Annotated in this window: 15 protein-coding genes and 1 pseudogene; 4 read left to right on the plus strand and 12 right to left on the minus strand. The window is 60.6% G+C overall.

Features of this window, described 5'->3' with window-relative positions; translation table 11 throughout:
* Nucleotides 1-52 precede the first annotated feature (52 nt).
* Nucleotides 53-994: pseudogene (gene hemC / locus SJY32_RS10305) on the minus strand (hydroxymethylbilane synthase).
* A 96-nt stretch (nucleotides 995-1090) separates the two neighbouring features.
* Between hemC and hemE the strand changes: the two are divergent.
* A complete protein-coding gene (hemE, locus tag SJY32_RS10310; RefSeq protein ID WP_376874548.1) occupies nucleotides 1091-2122 on the plus strand; it encodes a uroporphyrinogen decarboxylase in 1032 nt (343 codons plus the stop codon).
* A gap of 82 nt (nucleotides 2123-2204) precedes the next feature.
* Here hemE and SJY32_RS10315 read toward each other — a convergent pair whose 3' ends face one another.
* From SJY32_RS10315 to hemF, 4 genes are all read right to left on the minus strand, one after another.
* On the minus strand, nucleotides 2205-4151 hold the full coding sequence (locus tag SJY32_RS10315) for a DEAD/DEAH box helicase (protein WP_376874551.1): 1947 nt from the start codon (nucleotides 4149-4151) through the stop codon (nucleotides 2205-2207).
* 66 nt (nucleotides 4152-4217) lie between these two features.
* Nucleotides 4218-4799 (minus strand): LysE family translocator, encoded by a 582-nt coding sequence (locus tag SJY32_RS10320; protein WP_376874554.1) that lies wholly within the window; start codon nucleotides 4797-4799, stop codon nucleotides 4218-4220.
* Between the two features lie 34 nt (nucleotides 4800-4833).
* Entirely contained in the window at nucleotides 4834-5448 is a 615-nt protein-coding gene (locus tag SJY32_RS10325; protein ID WP_376874557.1) for a LysE family translocator, read from the minus strand.
* Nucleotides 5449-5451: 3 nt separating this feature from the next.
* Nucleotides 5452-6384 carry an oxygen-dependent coproporphyrinogen oxidase gene (gene hemF, locus SJY32_RS10330; protein WP_376874560.1) on the minus strand — a complete coding sequence of 311 codons (933 nt, stop codon included), beginning with the start codon at nucleotides 6382-6384 and terminating at the stop codon, nucleotides 5452-5454.
* A 166-nt stretch (nucleotides 6385-6550) separates the two neighbouring features.
* Between hemF and SJY32_RS10335 the strand changes: the two genes are divergently transcribed.
* Nucleotides 6551-6997 (plus strand): hypothetical protein, encoded by a 447-nt coding sequence (locus SJY32_RS10335; RefSeq protein WP_376874563.1) that lies wholly within the window; start codon nucleotides 6551-6553, stop codon nucleotides 6995-6997.
* Between the two features lie 57 nt (nucleotides 6998-7054).
* Here the strand turns inward: SJY32_RS10335 and SJY32_RS10340 are convergent, their stop codons facing one another.
* The 3 genes from SJY32_RS10340 to clpS are packed head-to-tail and all read right to left on the minus strand — an operon-like array spanning nucleotide 7055 to nucleotide 9253.
* Complete coding sequence (locus SJY32_RS10340; protein WP_376874566.1) at nucleotides 7055-7867, minus strand: SDR family NAD(P)-dependent oxidoreductase; 813 nt, start codon at nucleotides 7865-7867, stop codon at nucleotides 7055-7057.
* A 24-nt stretch (nucleotides 7868-7891) separates the two neighbouring features.
* Nucleotides 7892-8908, minus strand: a complete 1017-nt coding sequence (locus tag SJY32_RS10345) for a class I SAM-dependent methyltransferase (protein ID WP_376874569.1) — start codon at nucleotides 8906-8908, stop codon at nucleotides 7892-7894.
* Between the two features lie 24 nt (nucleotides 8909-8932).
* On the minus strand, nucleotides 8933-9253 hold the full coding sequence (clpS, locus tag SJY32_RS10350; RefSeq protein WP_376877681.1) for an ATP-dependent Clp protease adapter ClpS: 321 nt from the start codon (nucleotides 9251-9253) through the stop codon (nucleotides 8933-8935).
* 258 nt (nucleotides 9254-9511) lie between these two features.
* On the opposite strand from clpS, the gene SJY32_RS10355 reads away from it, so the two are divergent.
* Both SJY32_RS10355 and SJY32_RS10360 read left to right on the plus strand, forming a co-directional pair.
* Entirely contained in the window at nucleotides 9512-10237 is a 726-nt protein-coding gene (locus SJY32_RS10355; RefSeq protein WP_376874571.1) for an HAD family hydrolase, read from the plus strand.
* A 277-nt stretch (nucleotides 10238-10514) separates the two neighbouring features.
* Nucleotides 10515-12269, plus strand: a complete 1755-nt coding sequence (locus SJY32_RS10360; protein ID WP_376874574.1) for a serine hydrolase — start codon at nucleotides 10515-10517, stop codon at nucleotides 12267-12269.
* Nucleotides 12270-12380: 111 nt separating this feature from the next.
* Here SJY32_RS10360 and ccoS read toward each other — a convergent pair whose 3' ends face one another.
* From ccoS to ccoG, 4 genes are all read right to left on the minus strand, one after another.
* The gene (gene ccoS / locus SJY32_RS10365) at nucleotides 12381-12539 is read right to left on the minus strand and encodes a cbb3-type cytochrome oxidase assembly protein CcoS (protein WP_376874577.1); all 159 of its coding nucleotides are present in this window, start codon (nucleotides 12537-12539) and stop codon (nucleotides 12381-12383) included.
* 4 nt (nucleotides 12540-12543) lie between these two features.
* Nucleotides 12544-14658 (minus strand): heavy metal translocating P-type ATPase, encoded by a 2115-nt coding sequence (locus SJY32_RS10370; RefSeq protein ID WP_376877684.1) that lies wholly within the window; start codon nucleotides 14656-14658, stop codon nucleotides 12544-12546.
* Nucleotides 14659-14758: 100 nt separating this feature from the next.
* Entirely contained in the window at nucleotides 14759-15259 is a 501-nt protein-coding gene (locus SJY32_RS10375) for a FixH family protein (protein ID WP_376874580.1), read from the minus strand.
* Nucleotides 15256-16674 carry a cytochrome c oxidase accessory protein CcoG gene (ccoG, locus tag SJY32_RS10380; RefSeq protein WP_376874583.1) on the minus strand — a complete coding sequence of 473 codons (1419 nt, stop codon included), beginning with the start codon at nucleotides 16672-16674 and terminating at the stop codon, nucleotides 15256-15258. The genes SJY32_RS10375 and ccoG overlap by 4 nt, the downstream gene beginning before the upstream one ends.
* Nucleotides 16675-16698 lie beyond the last annotated feature (24 nt).

A 16698-nucleotide genomic window follows, 5' to 3' on the forward strand; every position in this document is an offset into this window, starting at 1 on the left:
AACCGCCGATGCCTCGACAGTGGTCGCAGGTCAGCCCCCCGCGCAACGGCATTTAGCGATGCGCGAAGAACCCCTCGCCTGCCTGCGACAAAAGCTCCTGCGCGAGGTCTTGGCCCAAGACGGCCCCCTGTGCGATCTGGCCGCGGCGCTCACCTGCATAGGCGACCGACCCATCGCTCGCCAGAATCTGGCCGCGCAGCCATACTTTTGACCCTTCAAGAATGGCCAATGCCGCGATCGGCGTCTCGCAAGACCCATCCAGTTCCGCCAAAAACGCACGCTCGGCCATCAAACGGTTCGATGTTGCGACATCTTGAATGGGGGCAAGCAGCAACGCCGCGCGCACGTCATCGGCGCGGCGCTCAATCCCGATCGCGCCTTGCGCCACCGCCGGCAACATCTCCTTGACCTCAATGGCAGATCGCGCAACCTCTTGACGACCCAACCGATTTAACCCCGCCATGGCGAGGAACGTCGCATCGGCAACCCCGTCCGCCAATTTTTGCAAACGCGTCTGCACGTTGCCGCGGAACTCGACGATCCGCAGATCAGGGCGCACATGGGCCACCTGCGCACGGCGGCGCAAACTGGATGTGCCGATGATCGCGCCCGCAGGCATCTCGCTCAAACTCGCGTATGTCTCGGAGACGAAGGCATCGCGCGGATCCTCACGCGGCAAGAAACAATCCAGCGCCAAACCCTGCGGTTAAATCGTCGGCATGTCTTTCATCGAGTGCACGGCGATATCGATCTCACCCGAGATCATCGCCTCCTCGATCTCGCGCGTGAACAGGCCCTTGCCGCCAATTTCCTTCAGCGGACGATCCAGAACACGGTCACCCGTTGTCTTGATCACGACGATTTCCATCGCCTCCTCGGACAAACCATGTTCGCGCATCAGGCGCAGACGGGTCTCGAAAGCCTGCGCGAGCGCCAGTGGCGAGCCGCGCGTGCCGATTTTCAGCGGGGATTGGGGCGTGGGCATGTGTTTCATATGCCTTGATTAGCTGCGACATTGGGCCCTTGCAAGCGCGAGTGGGTTGACATCGCGCCGCAGGCCGCGATGAAGGGGGGAACGAAGGAGACCTCGATGACCGAAAAAACCATCCTGCGCGCGCTCAAGGGCGAGGTGCTGCCGACGCCGCCCATCTGGATGATGCGTCAGGCGGGCCGCTATCTGCCCGAATATCGCGCGACGCGGGCACAGGCAGGCGATTTCCTGTCGCTGTGCTACAACCCTGAACTCGCGTGCGAAGTCACGTTGCAACCCATCCGCCGCTACGGCTTTGATGCGGCCATTTTGTTTGCGGATATTTTACTTATCCCACAAGCACTCGGCGCCGATCTTTGGTTCGTGACGGGCGAAGGCCCGCGCCTCTCGACGATCACCTCCGCAGAGGGGCTAAAGGCGTTGAAGGGTAAGGACGATATCCACACGCATCTCGCGCCTGTCTACGAGACCGTGAAGCGCCTCTCCGAGGCCCTCCCCCGCGAGACGACGCTTATTGGCTTTGCTGGCGCGCCGTGGACTGTCGCGACCTATATGATCGCGGGCCAAGGCACGAAAGATCAAGGGCCTGCACATCTGCTTAAATCGGAAGACCGCGCGACCTTCAGTGCGCTAATCGACCTGATCACGGATGCGACGATCGAGTATCTCGCGATGCAGATCGAGGCGGGTGCGGAAGTCGTTAAAATTTTCGATAGCTGGGCAGGATCGCTGAAGGGTGCGGATTTTGATGAATTCGCCGTCCAACCCACGATCAAGATTATTAAGGCGCTCAAATCGCGCTATCCGCATATTCCGGTGATCGCTTTCCCGCGCGAAGCAGGGGCGGGCTATGTCGGGTTCGCCAAGAAAACGGGCGCGGATTGCGTCGCCATCGACAACTCGATTTCTGCGCAATGGGCGGCAGCGAATGTGCAAAAAGACGGCTGCGTTCAAGGCAATCTGGACCCGCGTCACATGGTGACGGGCGGTGAGGCATTGGTGGAAGCCACGCAAGAAGTCGTGCGGGCGTTCAAAAACGGGCCGCATATTTTCAACCTTGGGCACGGTATCACGCCAGATGCGGACCCTGAAAATGTTGCCCTGATGATCGAGACCGTCCGTAAGGGATAACATCCCCCGTGAAACAAGACGAAAAAAGGGGGCCGCGAGGCCCCCTTTCTTTATGTCTGTTTCCGCCGTTGGGACGTTGGGCTTACGCCCAACCCTTAGGCTTTCCCGGCTTGGCGCCCGGTTTGCCGTATTTGGCAGGCTTCGCAGCCGCACCACCATGGCCACCTTTTTTCGCCCAAGGCTTATCGCCCGTCGCCGCCTTGCCCGCGGGCTTCGGCTTATCGCCGTAGGCAGGCTTGTCGCCGTAGTCGCGCTTGGGCTTATCACCGTAGGCTGGCTTGTCGCCGTAGTCGCGCTTGGGCTTGTCACCGTAGGCTGGCTTATCGCCAAAATCGCGTTTTGGTTTGTCGCCGAAGTCACGGCGCGGCTTTTTGTCGAAACCACCACCGGAAGGCTTGCTATCCCACCGCGCGGGGCGCGGGGTCGGGCCGTTCATGCCTTCGGGCTCGCCGCTCAGCACTTCGACCTTGATGCCGTCTTCCAGCTCTTGTCCAGCGCCAATACCCGCGATGAACTTTGCCCGCGCATCATCGTGAATCTGCGCAAACGTGTGCTCTTCGAAGATACGGATCGCACCGATATCACGGCGCGACATATCGCCCGCGCGGCAGAGCATCGGCAAAAGCCAACGCGGATCGGCGCGGCCAGCATGACCAACCGAGAGCTTCACGAACAAGCTTGGGCCAAACTCGCGGCGCGGCTGCGGTGCACCGTCGACGTTAATCTGGTTCAGATCTTCGGGTGCCGAACGCTGCGCGAGGAACTGGCGCATCACTGCACCCGCCAGCGCTTCCGCGTCATAGGTCGACAGCAAGCGCGCGACGAGATCTTTCTCGTCCTCGGTCACGGGCTTGGTCAGCAACGGATCAGAGAGCAAACGCTCCACATCACGGGTGGAAACCTCTTCCGCCGATGGCGCCGAAGCCCAGTTGGCAGTAATCTTCGCGAACCCCAGCAGGCGCTCGGCTTTTTTGCGCTCGCGCATCGGGACGATGATCGCAGAAACGCCTTTCGACCCAGCGCGGCCCGTCCGACCCGAGCGGTGCAGGAGTGCTTCCTTGTTGACCGGAAGATCCGCGTGGACGACCAGTTCAAGGCCCGGAAGGTCGATCCCGCGTGCGGCGACATCCGTCGCAATACACACACGTGCACGGCCATCGCGCATCATTTGCAGGGCGCGCGACCGCTCGTCCTGGCTCAACTCGCCCGACAACGCCACGACCGAGAACCCACGGTTCAAGAACCGCGTTGTCAGATGCGTCACCATCGCGCGCGTTGAACAAAAGACAATCGCGGTGGGGGCTTCATAGAAGCGCAGCACGTTGACGATGGCATTTTCTTTATCCGCGTTATCCACGAGCAAAGCACGGTATTCGATATCCGAATGCTGTGTTTGCGCGGATACGGTCGAGATGCGCTGTGCATCTTTTTGGAATTCACCCGCAAGGCGCGCGATATCTTTGGACACGGTCGCCGAGAACATCAACGTCCGGCGATCTTCCGGTGCCGCCTCCAAAATGAATTCGAGATCTTCACGGAAGCCCAAATCGAGCATCTCGTCGGCCTCGTCGAGCACAGCAACGCGCAACGCCGACAAGTCCAGTGCGCCACGGCGCATGTGATCGCAAATCCGGCCAGGTGTGCCGACAACAATATGTGCGCCGCGCTCAAGCGCGCGACGTTCTGCGCGCGCATCCATGCCGCCGACTGCGCCAGCGATCACGGCACCTGTCGGGCCATAGAGCCACTGCAATTCGCGTTGAACTTGCATCGCAAGTTCGCGTGTCGGTGCAATAATCAATGCACGCGGGATATCTGCGAAGGCGAACGCTGCGCCCTCTAGCAGGTTTTCGGCCATGGCAAGGCCGAAGGCGACGGTTTTACCGGAGCCAGTTTGCGCAGAAACGAGAAGGTCCGCATTGGCAATCTCAGGATCGAGCACCGCCTCTTGCACCGGAGTCAGGCTCTCGTAGCCTTTGGCACGGATGCCGTCGGCGAGGGCCGGATGCACGCGGTCGAGATTGCTCATGGGGGGTATCACTTTCGAATTTAAGGAAGCAGCCCCAATAGCGGTAAAACTCCGCGCTGTATAGCCTTATTTTGCAAGCTCCAGCACCGGAGCAAGCGAAAGTATGAGCATAGCTGCCATGCTGTAATTGAAGATCTTGAGCCGCAGCGGATCGCTTAGCCACCGTGCAACACCCAAACCGAGCGCCGCCCAGACCGCCACGCAAGGTATTGTGACCAGCCCGAAGACAAGCCCAACGGCCAAGGGGCCAAGCGCGGCATAGACCGTAACCGCGGTCACCGCCATCGCCCACGCCTTGGGATTGACCCATTGAAACGCCGCCGCTTGCAAAAACGTCATCGGTTTCGCGACTTGTCGCTTGGATGGCGCGCTGGCTTGCGTGATTTTCCACGCGAGCCAGAACATATAGATGACAGACAGCGCCGCCAGAATCCGCCGTGCGGCCGGATGCGCGATGAACACCTGCGCGACACCAAACCCGACCAGCGCAACCATCACCGCAAATCCGATCGCGACACCCAACATATGCGGGCCCGTACGCCGAAACCCGAAATTCGCGCCCGAGGTCATCAACATCAGATTATTGGGGCCGGGCGTGATCGAGGAAACGAATGAAAACGAAATCAGCGCCAAGATTGTGTGAAGCATTGCCCGCCCTTGCTCATGATCGCGCCCCTGCGCGTTACCGAGCGGTTTTAAACGCGAACCAGATCGCCACAACCCCTAAACCGATGGAAAGCACCCGCCGCAAGATCCGTTCGCGTACGGGATTGTCAAAGAACCGCTGCGCCGTGCTGGCCAGCAGCACAATGGCGAGGTGGATCGCGGTCGCCACCGCCACATAAATCGCGCAAAGGGTCATTGTTTGCGGCAAGGCGGCCGTATCGGCCAGAAAGCTGGGCAAAACGGCGACGTAAAATACGGCGGCTTTGGGGTTCAACAGGTTGGTAATTAGACCGCGCTGGAAATAGCGCCACAAGGTTGACCCGAGCGGAGCATGTTCTACCTGCTCGGCCGCGCCGCGCCACCCGTCCCACGCGAGCCATAGCAGATACGCCACCCCGCCCCATCGCAAAGATTGGTAAACCCATTCCGACGAGGAGATCAGGGCCGCGACACCAAACGCCGCCAAGGCCCCAACGATCGCGAGGCCTAGCGCCACGCCCGCGACCGCCGCCACACCCGCTTTGCGGCCCTCTGTTGCCGCAAGCAGCGCGAGATAGGCCATATTCGGCCCGGGCGTAAGTTCAATCAGCGCGGACGTCATTGCAAAGGCCAGAAGAACGTCCGGCGACATCGCTCAATACCACTTCGCGACGGGCGGAAGGCTCATCAAAACGGCATCGGCGTTATGCCCCGTCTCCAAACCGAACTTCGTCCCGCGATCGTAGACAAGGTTATATTCGGCATAAAGACCACGGTGCAGGGCTTGCGTCTCGCGATCGGCCTCGGTCCAAGGGGTGTCGCGGCGGCGCTCGGTCACTGGCAGATAGGCTGGCAAGAACGCCGCGCCGACATCGCGCGTGAAGGCAAAATCCGCCTCCCAATCGCCGGTATTGAGATCATCGTAGAAGATCCCGCCGACACCGCGGGCGCGACCACGGTGCGGAATGAAGAAATACTCATCCGCCCAAGCTTTGAACTTCGGATAATAAGCGCCGTCATGCGCATCGCAAGCGCCCTGCATTTGAGCGTGAAAATCAGCCGTGTCTTGCGCGTATTCGATACACGGGTTGAGATCGGCCCCTCCTCCGAACCACCAAGCATGCGGCGTCCAGAACATCCGCGTGTTCATATGCACGGCAGGCGCATGGGGGTTTTGCATATGCGCAACCAACGAGATGCCTGCCGCCCAAAATCGGGGATCCTCGGCCATTCCCGGAACACCGCGTGCGGCCATAGCCTTTTGCGCGCGCGGCGCGAGCGTCCCCCAAACGGTCGAGATATTCACCCCGACCTTCTCGAACACGCGTCCGCCGCGCATCACCGACATCTTGCCGCCGCCCTGATCCTCGCCACCCTCCCCCACACGGGTGGTCGGCGTCACGTCAAACCGTCCTGCCGCGCGGTCGGCGTGTGGCCCTTGGGTCTGGGTATCTTCCAAGGCCTCGAAGGCACTCACGATCCGATCGCGCAACTCCGAAAACCATGCCGCGGCACAACTCTTTTGATCGGTAAAATCTGGCGCCGGTGGGGTGATACCTTGGGCGGAGGTCGAGGCGGGATCAGTCATAGCAGGCTCCTTCTTTGCGCTGTTCCTATCAGGCTGCGGCGTGATCGGGAATTGCGTTTTTGTCGCAACCTCGTAAGGATAACGGCTGGAGAAACTCGGCACACCGCGCCCTGTCGTCAGATGCGCCGCGCTCGGGTTTGAGGGAGAGACCGCAATGCGTATAGGAATGCGTCAGATGAAACCGCAGGCGCTGGGGCTTTTCGGGCTCTTGGCGCTGGCGGCATGTGCAACGCCGCTTGATCGGTGTTTGAACCGCGAAACGCGGACCTACCGGATGACCCAATCGCGCGTTGCCACGTTGGAGCAAGACATCGCGCGGGGGTACTCGCTCGTCGAGGAAGACGTGTCGCGCACGCGCTGGGTGCCTTGCGGCCCCCGCCCGCGCCGTGAGACAGGCGACAAAAAAGGCAACGACGGACGGGATAAACGGGGCGGTGGTCGTGCGCGGCTTTGTTTGGAGGATTACGACGTCACGATCACGCGTCGTGTACGCGTTGATACGGAAATCGCGGAGGCGGAATTGGGTGTCTTGCGATCGCGGCTCAAGAAGCTGCGTGCGCCCACCGAGGCCGCGATGGCGCAGTGTCGCGTCGAGTTTCCAGCGGAAAGCTGACAGGGAAAAAGTGCGACGCTCGGGCGGCGCAGGGCGCGTTGGCCCCGCGCATTTGCTTCAGAACGCCGGAACTTTCACCGCGTCCATCAAGCTACGGCCGCCGTCCACGGTCATGATTTGACCGGTCATGAACCCTGATCCCGCAGAGGCGAGGAATTGCACTGCCTCAACCACCTCCGGCGCGGCCGCGATCCGGCCGAGCGGCGTCGCATCCAAAATTGCATCCCGCAGGTCACCGTTCTCTTTTAGCGCGGCTTGTAGCGAGGCTGACATCACCGACCCGATCGCCACCGCATTCACGCGGATACCTTTGGGCGCCAACGCCAACGCGAGCGACCGCGTCGCCTGATCTTGCGCTGCGCAGGCGATGGAATAAGCCAACAATTCAGGCTGGCTGCGCTGTGCCGCGATGGAGGAGAGATTGATAATTGACCCGATGGCCTGACCCGCCTCAACGCCCTCTTTTTCCGCCTGCGACACCATTCGCTTCGCGACCATCTGCGACAGGCGCAGTCCAGAGGTCAGGTTTTGACGCAGCATCTTGTCGAGCAGATCGTCTTGCACGGCAAGCGGATCGCTCGCCTCGAAGCATCGCGATGCATTGACGAGGATATCGATCCGATCGAACGCATCGATGGTCGCAGAAATGAGATTGTTGATCGTTAGCTTTTGGCAAAGATCCCCCGCGAAATACCGCACCGGGCCTTCAGCTTCGGCATCCGCCCCGACATCCGCCGCCAGTTTGGCCTCGTCGATATCCGCGAACATCACATTCGCGCCACGGTCGACAAAATGCCGTGCGATACAGCCGCCGATGCCATGCGCGGCGCCCGTGACGATTGCGGTTTTACCGGAAATTGAAAGTGACATATCAGACCTCGATGCTAGGCGCGCTTAGCGCCCGATGACGGGTTTTGCGGCACGGTAGAGCTTGAAAGCGCCATCTGGCCCGCGCGCGCCGGAAGCTTGTGGCGCGAACAATTCCTCCACCTCTTTGAACTGGCTCCGCAAGGCGGTCTCGTAGGGCAGATGACGATTGGCCACCATGTAGAGGTTACCCGACAGCGACAGGATTTTTGACGCCGCACGGATAAACGCCGCCCCCAAAGCAGGATCGGCATCGCGGGTGGTATGGAATGGTGGGTTCATCACGACCGCCCCGAAACGGTGGTCAAAGCTGATATCCGTCGCATCCGCCCAGTGGAACTGCGCACGCGGATCGGTGATGTTGAGGCGCGCGCACTCCAACGCGGTGTAATCCGCCTCGATCAGGTGGACTTCATCAACGCCGCGAATGCCCAGTACCTGCGCGGACAACCACCCCCAACCCGCACCGAGATCGGCAACGCGCGAGGGGAGTTTGGGGGGCAGCACCGCCGCAAGAAGCTGCGAGCCACGATCTACCTTTCCTTCCGAAAACACGCCCGGACGCGTCACGAAACCCTCAGCGGGGGATGTCTCGACTGGCAGCCACTCGGCCAGATCGCCCGCAGGATGCGCCGCGAAAATCTTGCCATGAGCTTTTGAAATCGGCGGGACAACCTCGCCTGCCGCGCGCATGTCCTTCAAAATCGAATCGATCCCGTCGGTTTTACCGCCGTCGATCCAGATCGGGCCCTTGGTGCGGGCCCGCGCCTGCGCGATCATCGCCCGCGCTTCGGTTTTGGAGCGTGGCAGAAAAATCAGCGCCGCGGCGAAGGTCGTTGCTTCCAGACCCTCGATCGCGGGAAATACCGAAAATCCGCGCGCCTTCAAAACCGCGAAATCGGGCGCAAAGCCACGGATCACCGTCAGACGATCTTGCGCCAGATCGGACAGATCGTCACTTTCACGTGCGCCCAGAACGAGAATCTGCCCGTCAGGCAGCGGAGGAAATGCGTCAAGCGCAAGAGAGATACGGGGATGAGACATTTTATTGGGCGGGGCGCGAGGCCCTCACTCCTTTTCCATGGTGCATTGCAGCGGATGCTGGTTGCGCCGCGCGCTATCCATAACCTGCGCGACCTTGGTTTCAGCGATCTCATAAGAGAAGACGCCCACAACCGCGAGGCCTTTTTTATGGACCGTCAACATGATCTCGAACGCCTGCGCGTGATCAAGGCCGAAGAAGCGCTCCAACACATGGATCACGAACTCCATCGGCGTGTAGTCGTCATTGAGCAGAAGGACTTTATAAAGCGGCGGGCGTTTGGATTTCGGCCGCGTCTTGAGGGCGATGCCTAGATCGCCGTCGGGCGCGTCGTCATCGTTCATCATAATATCGGGCTGACGCAAGGCGTGCTCCGTGATTGCGGCGGAATCAAAAGGTTTGAGCTGGGAATATAGGAATATATCGGGATATTGAAACCCCGAAGGATAAAAGCCTATGCGATTGCCTGACGCGGCGCCCCTGTATTACCGCTCAAAGATGTCGCGCTCATTGCTCAACGCCAACATTTGCGACAAATTGCCCGCATTTCGGGCACCCCTTCCCGCGGGGGGCACATTCACCCACCGGATCAGGAGGCGCGCGCATTGGGCCGCATTACGACGATAGGCTTCGACGCCGATGATACGCTTTGGCACAACGAGCGTTTCTTTCACCTCACCCAGCAGCGCGTGTTTGATATGCTCGCGCCCTATTCGGATCGTGAAAACCTGGAGACGCGGCTTCTGGCCGCCGAGCGGCGCAATATCGGCCATTACGGCTTTGGCGTGAAGGGCTTTACCCTGTCGATGATCGAAACCGCGATTGAAATCTCGGAAGGCCGCGTCCCCGCACAGGTCATCGGAGAAATTATGGCCGCAGGGCGCGAAATGCTACGTCATCCGATCGAGCTTCTCGACGGCGCAGGCGAGGCGGTTGAGGCGCTCGCGCGCTCGCACCGATTGGTGTTGATCACCAAAGGCGATTTGCTGGATCAGGAACGAAAACTGGCGCAATCGGGTTTGGGGCCCATGTTCGATGCGGTCGAAATCGTCTCGGATAAACAGATCCCCGTCTATGATCGTATCTTTGCGGCCCATGGCAGCGGCGCCGCCGAGGGGCTGATGGTCGGGAATTCGATGAAGTCCGATGTTTTGCCCATGATCGGCGCGGGTGGCCACGGCGTCTATGTGCCCGCCGAATTAGGATGGGCGCTCGAGGCCGCCGACGCGCCCCGCGACGAGCCAAGATTCCACGAAATCGAGACATTAAACACCCTCGCTCGGCTTGTGGAACGACTCGAAGGGGACGAGCGCGAAATTGATCGGGAATGATCGGCGGAGTTCCGCGCGACGAAACCAAAAGCTGGCACGCGCAGGCCGCCCGCAATACCGCCGCTGTATCGGTCGCGCCCCTCTCGTCCCAAAATCTAGGACGAACGGAGCAAGAACCGCACTAGATACAGCCGCGCAATCTGGAAGTGTTGCGTGAAGGACGCGACGAAACACTTTGAAATAAGGTTGTTTTCTCCCTCACACACCCGTGTTACGCTGAAACAAAGCAGTTCAGAGTCCCACAAAAAACCGGGACCAAATGAGGCAGGAAAAGATCATGGTCGTGACCACGCTAATGCGTTGGGTCCGTTTTGGGCTTTTGGCATTTACACTCCTTTGCGCTCCGATTTTGGCGCAGGCAGCCCCCTATGCTGCGATCGTTATGGACGCGCGAACGGGCGAAATTCTTTACTCAAACAATGCCGATACGCGTCTTCACCCCGCCTCTCTCACCAAAATGATGACGCTCTATCTTGCGTTCCGCGCGATTGAACGGGGCGAAATCACGCTCGACACCAAAATTACCGTCTCGAAAAACGCAGCCGCCCAGCCGCCCTCGCGTTTGGGGTTGAAGGCCGGACAAAAAATCGCGCTGCGCTACCTGATCCGTGCAGCAGCGGTAAAATCCGCGAACGATGCCGCCTCCGCCATCGGTGATGGCATCGCAGGCAGCGAAGAAGCTTGGGCCGAGCGCATGACCTCCATGGCGAAATCGCTCGGCATGAAGAACACGACATTTAAAAACGCGAACGGCCTGACCCGCACAGGACACCTCTCCACGGCTAGAGACATGACCCTGCTCGGTCGGCATTTGTTTTACGATTTTCCCCAATATTATAACATTTTCTCCCGCCGTTCGGCCGATGTTGGCGTGGGCACCGTCTACTCCACAAACCGCAAATTCCTCGCCGCCTATGAGGGCGCGGACGGCATCAAAACTGGCTACACATCGGCTGCGGGCTTCAACCTCACCGCCTCGGCCAAGCGCGGCAACAAGCGCATCATCGCAACCGTCTTTGGCGGCACATCGACCGCACAACGCAATGCCAAAATGGCAGAGCTGCTCGATCTAGGCTTCGGACGCGCGCCAGGCAAAGTGCGCGAACAAGCGCCCGAAGCGCCGCAATACCTCGCAGAAGCGCCGCGCGATGCGCCTGCGCCGGGGCATTCGGCCAAAACGATTCGCGTGACTGGCGCGGCGTTGGTAGAAAGCCCCCGCCCCGATTCCAAACCGCAAATGGTAGACCTGCCGGATACGGATACGGATGCAATCATGGCTGCGATCGCGCTTGCGCAGGCGCCTAAACCATCGGATTCCGCTGTGGTGGCCGCCGCAGTGAGTGACGCGCAAGATGCGGTGGCGAGCATTGCGGACACCCCATCCGATTCGGGGGTGCTCGCGCCGGTTGCTGTCGCGCAAGCGAAGGGCGGGCTCAATGTCAGCCCGCGTCCGCTCAAGGCTCCGCGCCGCAACGATCCTGTGAGCGAACCCGAAGCGCCTGTCGCTGTCGCGCAAGCCGCCGCTGTTCCCGCTCCTGTAATTCCGGCCGCCAAGCCGACCGCGTTGCAGGCCGCGCCGACCCAGACCACGGCACCCCAGCCCGAAACGCTTGCACTCGCGTCCGCGCCCGCTCCGGCGCAAACGGAGACGGCGCAAGAACCTCTCGCGGCCCCCGCTGCCGGATTCGTGCAATCATCCAAACCGCAACCCGAGACCTTATTGCTCGCGTCGGTCGGGCCGACACCCGCCGCACCCCGCGAAGATCCTGTGGTTATCGCGCGCGCGTCGACATCCGGCGGTCGTCATTGGGGGATCAAACTCGGTCTCCACACGTCCGAATATAACGCCCAGCGCGCCTTGGTTCAGACAGCATTGATGGAAAGCAATTCGCTGAGCGAGGCGCTCCGCAAGGTCAACAGACGTCCGCAGGGATTTGAGGCAAGCTTCGTCGGCATGACCGAAGATGACGCCAAACTGGCATGCCGCCGGATCGCGGCGCGCTCCAACCCGTGCGAGTTGATCGGGCCGTAAGATCGCCTTTACCCCTGCGCCCCGTTAGCTCCGGACGTGCGCAGATAAGAGCCGCATCCTAGGGAAGGATGCGGCTCTTTTATTTCGTGGGTTTTGTGACTGAAATTCCGATCACGGCGCGGGGTGATCATCGTAATCCTTGCGCAAAATCCGCTCCGCATCGCCCTTGGGATCATCATATTGGCGCGATCTGAGTGCCCAGAAGAACGCCCCCAGACCGGCGCCGCCCAGCAAGAGCGAGATCGGGATCAGATAGGTCAGAATGTCCATTGCGTTACTTAAGCCTTAATGAGTTGAGCGACACGGTAATCGAACTCAGCGACATCGCCAAGGCCGCCGCCAGAGGCGTTGCGGCCCCCACCAGCGCGATCGGCACGGCCACCACGTTGTAAAGCAAGGAGATCGCAAAGTTTTCCTTGATGCGTCGCCGCGCCTTCACGGCGATACGGATGGCTTCGGCCACAGGTGCGAGTGAATTGCCCAAAAGCACGATATCCGAGGCCGTGCGGGCCGCCTCCAGAGCAGAGGCAGGCGAGATCGAGACATGCGCTGACGCAAGCGCAGCCGTATCATTGAGCCCATCCCCAACCATCAAAACCCGCGCGCCCGCCTCTGTCATCTGCGCGATAATATCCGCCTTTTGCTCCGGCAGCTGCCTTGCGTGCCAGTCGCGGATCTCCAATCGCGCGGCGAGCGCCTCCACCGCAGTCTCCACGTCCCCCGAAACCAAAAGCACACGCTTGCCCTGCGCCTGAAGCGCGCTGACGGCCTCCATCGCGCCCGCACGCAAACTGTCTTGGAACGTCAGCGTCACCGGCGTGGCATCACCCAAACGCAGCGTGGTCGCGGTGACGTTTACCGGCGCGGCCCCCGTCCAATCCGCGCGGCCCAGACGGCAAAGCTCGCCGTCGAACCAGCCCTCAACACCGTAGCCTGCCCTCTCGCGCAGATCGGTGCCCAAAGCGCTCGGCCCGTCGATCGCCGCTGCCAGCGCCATCGCGAGGGGGTGGCTCGACGCACTCGCCAAAGCCTTTGCGATCTGCACCTCGCGCTCGCTGAGCCCTGCGAGGTTTTCAAGCGTGGGGATACCTTGTGTAAGCGTCCCGGTTTTATCGAACACAACCGTATCGACCTCGGCCAGTCGCTCCAGCGCGGTGCCATCCTTGATCAAAAGCCCCATCCGGAACAGCTTACCAGACGCCGCCGTGACAACCGCCGGCACCGCAAGCCCGAGCGCGCAGGGGCATGTGATAATCAGGACGGCGGCCGAAATATTCACGGCAAACCGAACGTCATTGCCGGTTTTCCACATCCAAAACGCAAACGCCCCGAAGGACAGCACATGGACGGCGGGCGAATAAAATCGCGACGCGCGCTCCGCGAGCGAGGTATATTTGCTGCGCGCACTCTCCGCCGTCGCAACGAGATCCGCCATCCGGTGCAACGAACTGTCGCGCCCTGCCGCGGTCACCCGCATCATCAGCGGGCCCGTCAGATTGGTCTCACCAGCGCTCAGCGCAAGGCCGCTCCCCGCAAACACAGGCAGGCTTTCGCCCGTCAGCAGCGAGCGGTCAATCTCCGACGTTCCTTGCTCGACGATCCCGTCCGCAGGCACGCGCGCGCCCGCGCGGATCACAACCAAATCGCCCACCCGCAAATCGCCGACGGGGACAATTTCCTCCCCTGTTTGCGACATGCGGATTGCGCGGGGCACCTCGAGCGCCGCGAGTTCCTCCGCCGCCGACCGCGCAACAGCGCGCGTGCGGTAATCCAGATACCGGCCCGTTAGAAGGAAGAACGTCAGCATCACCGCCGCGTCAAAATAAGCATGATGGCCCGAATGCATCGTCTCGAAAATTGAGATCGCCGAGGCGAGAATCAGCGCCAGCGAGATCGGCACATCCATCCCCAACCGCCCCGCGCGCAGTGACGCGAAAGCCGAGGCGAAGAAGGGTTTGCCCGCAAAGACCACCGTCGGCAAAGCAATCGCGGCGGAGATCCAATGGAACAAGTCGCGCGTTGCCGCCTCCGCCCCCGACCAAACGGCGACGGACAACAGCATGATATTCATCATCGCAAACCCCGAGACGCCGATGCGCATCAGCAAATCGCGCCCCTGACGATCCGCCTCGGTGGAGGTCAGCAAGGCGGGGTCCAGTTCATGCGCCTCGTAGCCGATCGCGCGCAACGCCGCGATTAAAGCATCCGCGGTAACCGCGGGATCGGCCTCAACCGACACCCGCCGGAGTGTGAGGTTCACCCGCGCGGACACCACACCCTCATGGCGCGCCAACGCCCGTTCGACATCCGTGATGCAGGCCGCGCAATGAATCGTGGGCAAGGACAGCATAATCCGGGCGTCGCGGGCGTCTTGGCCCGCCAGAGCCATCCCCGCGGCGGAGGGCGCCGCCACACAGGCCGGACAGGCCGAAATCGCGGAAGGGCGTTCGTCAAAGCCGCTCAGTTGCGCAGTCGCATCGGTCACGGGGTTACCCCTTCACCACAAAATCAAGACGCTGTTTGAAGCGCGTGCCATCCTCGGCCGTGGCATCAACATGCATCAACCACGCCCCCTTGCCCAAAGACACCGGCGCGGTAAAGCTGCCGTTCTCAAACCCCAGATCAAGGCGTTGATCTTCGCGAGAGGATGTTTTGCGCCCCACCAACACCTCCAAACTGGCGACAGGCGCAGGCTGGCCCGCGTCATTGAGAATGTTGATCGTCAGCCGCGTGCCGTCGTAGACCTGTGCGACATTCCACCCGAGCGCCTCTTGCGCGGCGCGGTCTGCGTCGAAGCTTTGCGAGGCGACATAGGAGTTATCGACCTCCAATCCGGGGAAGGTCGAAATGGCCTTGAAAGCCATGAATACGTTCACGCTGATGATGATACCAAATGCCGCAACCGCGATCATCAGAACCTTAAAACCGGTCATCGGAGCAGCCATTTTGACACCTTTTGTCTCTGGAATCGTGGGATAAGCCTGCGTCATTTTTCGTCTCCGTTAAAGACCACCGCCTCGCCAATCCGAAGACCCGTTTCGATATCCTCTACCCAGATGGTAATCTCGGATCTCTCGGCATGGGCCATTTGCGCACCTTTCGGCGCGATCACATAGAGGCGCTGGGTTTTCAGTTTATCGGCGGCAACAAGGATCGTATCGGCCTCGGCGCCCTCCAATTCGGTGCGCACGGCATCAGGCGCTGTGACGCTCAACCGGAATTCGGTTTCATCATTTTGTTTGTTGCGCAGGCGGATATCATAGGCATTTCGGATCGAGCCGTCCGAGAGCGTCACATAGATCGGTTGGCGCAGGGGCGTCACGTTGAAATCGACTGGCGCCCGCAGGAACAGCGCCGCGACCAACCCGACACCGATGCCGGCCCAAAGCACGAAATAGATCATCGTGCGCGGCCGGAAGATGTGCTTCCAAACTTTAAGCGGCGCGCCCCCTGCCCGTTCCATCGCCTCGTCTTTAAGAGCGAGATAGGAAATCAGACCACGCGGCTTGCCGATCTTATCCATCATCTCGTCGCATGCATCGATGCACAGACCGCAGGTGATACATTCCAACTGTTGACCGTTGCGAATGTCGATCCCCATCGGGCAGACGTTGACGCAAGCCATGCAATCAATGCAATCGCCGTTGCCTGCAACCGATTGCTTGCCGCGCGGCTCACCACGCCATTCGCGATAGGCGATTGTGATTGTATCTTCATCCATCATAGCCGCCTGAATCCGCGGCCAAGGGCAGGCGTAGATGCAGATCTGCTCACGTGCGAAACCGCCAAAAGCAAATGTCGTCAACGTCATGACAACGATCGTAATATAGGCGGCCGGATGCGCAGTGCCTTGCGTAAGATTGACCAAGAGCGTGGGCGCATCGGTGAAGTAAAACACCCAAGCCCCGCCCGTCGCCAAGCCAATCATCAACCATAGAACCCATTTTGTAAGACGCTTGCGGATTTTCTCGGCGTTCCATTTCTGGCGCAAAAGCCGGATGCGGGCGTTGCGATCCCCCTCGACCCAACGCTCCACCAAGATGAAGAGATCGGTCCAAACCGTTTGCGGGCAGGCATATCCGCACCACACCCGCCCCAAAGCAGAGGTGAACAAGAACAGGCCGAGGCCCGCCATGATCAACAGGCCGGCAACGAAGTAGAACTCATGCGGCCAGATTTCGATCATGAAAAAGAAGAACCGCCGATGCGCGAGATCGAGCAACACTGCCTGATCCGGCAAATCGGCCCCGCGATCCCAACGAATCCAAGGCAGTAGGTAGTAGATGCCCAGCATCATAGCCAACAGCCACCATTTCAACGTGCGAAAATGGCCCTTCACGCGACGGGGAAAGACGGGCTCACGCGCGGCGTAAAGTTGTTCGTCCGGCTCTGTCGTCACGTGCATTCTCCGTCTATCGCAAAGCCCCCT

This window comes from Albirhodobacter sp. R86504 (genome assembly GCF_042466415.1).
GTDB lineage: Bacteria > Pseudomonadota > Alphaproteobacteria > Rhodobacterales > Rhodobacteraceae > Albirhodobacter.

Coding starts and splice junctions, on each gene's coding strand:
- hemE (WP_376874548.1), top strand. CDS start 1,091: ATGACCGAAAAAACCATCCTGCGCGCGCTCAAGGGCGAGGTGCTGCCG.
- SJY32_RS10315 (WP_376874551.1), bottom strand. CDS start 4,151: ATGAGCAATCTCGACCGCGTGCATCCGGCCCTCGCCGACGGCATCCGT.
- SJY32_RS10320 (WP_376874554.1), bottom strand. CDS start 4,799: ATGCTTCACACAATCTTGGCGCTGATTTCGTTTTCATTCGTTTCCTCG.
- SJY32_RS10325 (WP_376874557.1), bottom strand. CDS start 5,448: ATGTCGCCGGACGTTCTTCTGGCCTTTGCAATGACGTCCGCGCTGATT.
- hemF (WP_376874560.1), bottom strand. CDS start 6,384: ATGACTGATCCCGCCTCGACCTCCGCCCAAGGTATCACCCCACCGGCG.
- SJY32_RS10335 (WP_376874563.1), top strand. CDS start 6,551: ATGCGTCAGATGAAACCGCAGGCGCTGGGGCTTTTCGGGCTCTTGGCG.
- SJY32_RS10340 (WP_376874566.1), bottom strand. CDS start 7,867: ATGTCACTTTCAATTTCCGGTAAAACCGCAATCGTCACGGGCGCCGCG.
- SJY32_RS10345 (WP_376874569.1), bottom strand. CDS start 8,908: ATGTCTCATCCCCGTATCTCTCTTGCGCTTGACGCATTTCCTCCGCTG.
- clpS (WP_376877681.1), bottom strand. CDS start 9,253: ATGATGAACGATGACGACGCGCCCGACGGCGATCTAGGCATCGCCCTC.
- SJY32_RS10360 (WP_376874574.1), top strand. CDS start 10,515: ATGGTCGTGACCACGCTAATGCGTTGGGTCCGTTTTGGGCTTTTGGCA.
- ccoS (WP_376874577.1), bottom strand. CDS start 12,539: ATGGACATTCTGACCTATCTGATCCCGATCTCGCTCTTGCTGGGCGGC.
- SJY32_RS10370 (WP_376877684.1), bottom strand. CDS start 14,658: ATGGCTCTGGCGGGCCAAGACGCCCGCGACGCCCGGATTATGCTGTCC.
- SJY32_RS10375 (WP_376874580.1), bottom strand. CDS start 15,259: ATGACGCAGGCTTATCCCACGATTCCAGAGACAAAAGGTGTCAAAATG.
- ccoG (WP_376874583.1), bottom strand. CDS start 16,674: ATGCACGTGACGACAGAGCCGGACGAACAACTTTACGCCGCGCGTGAG.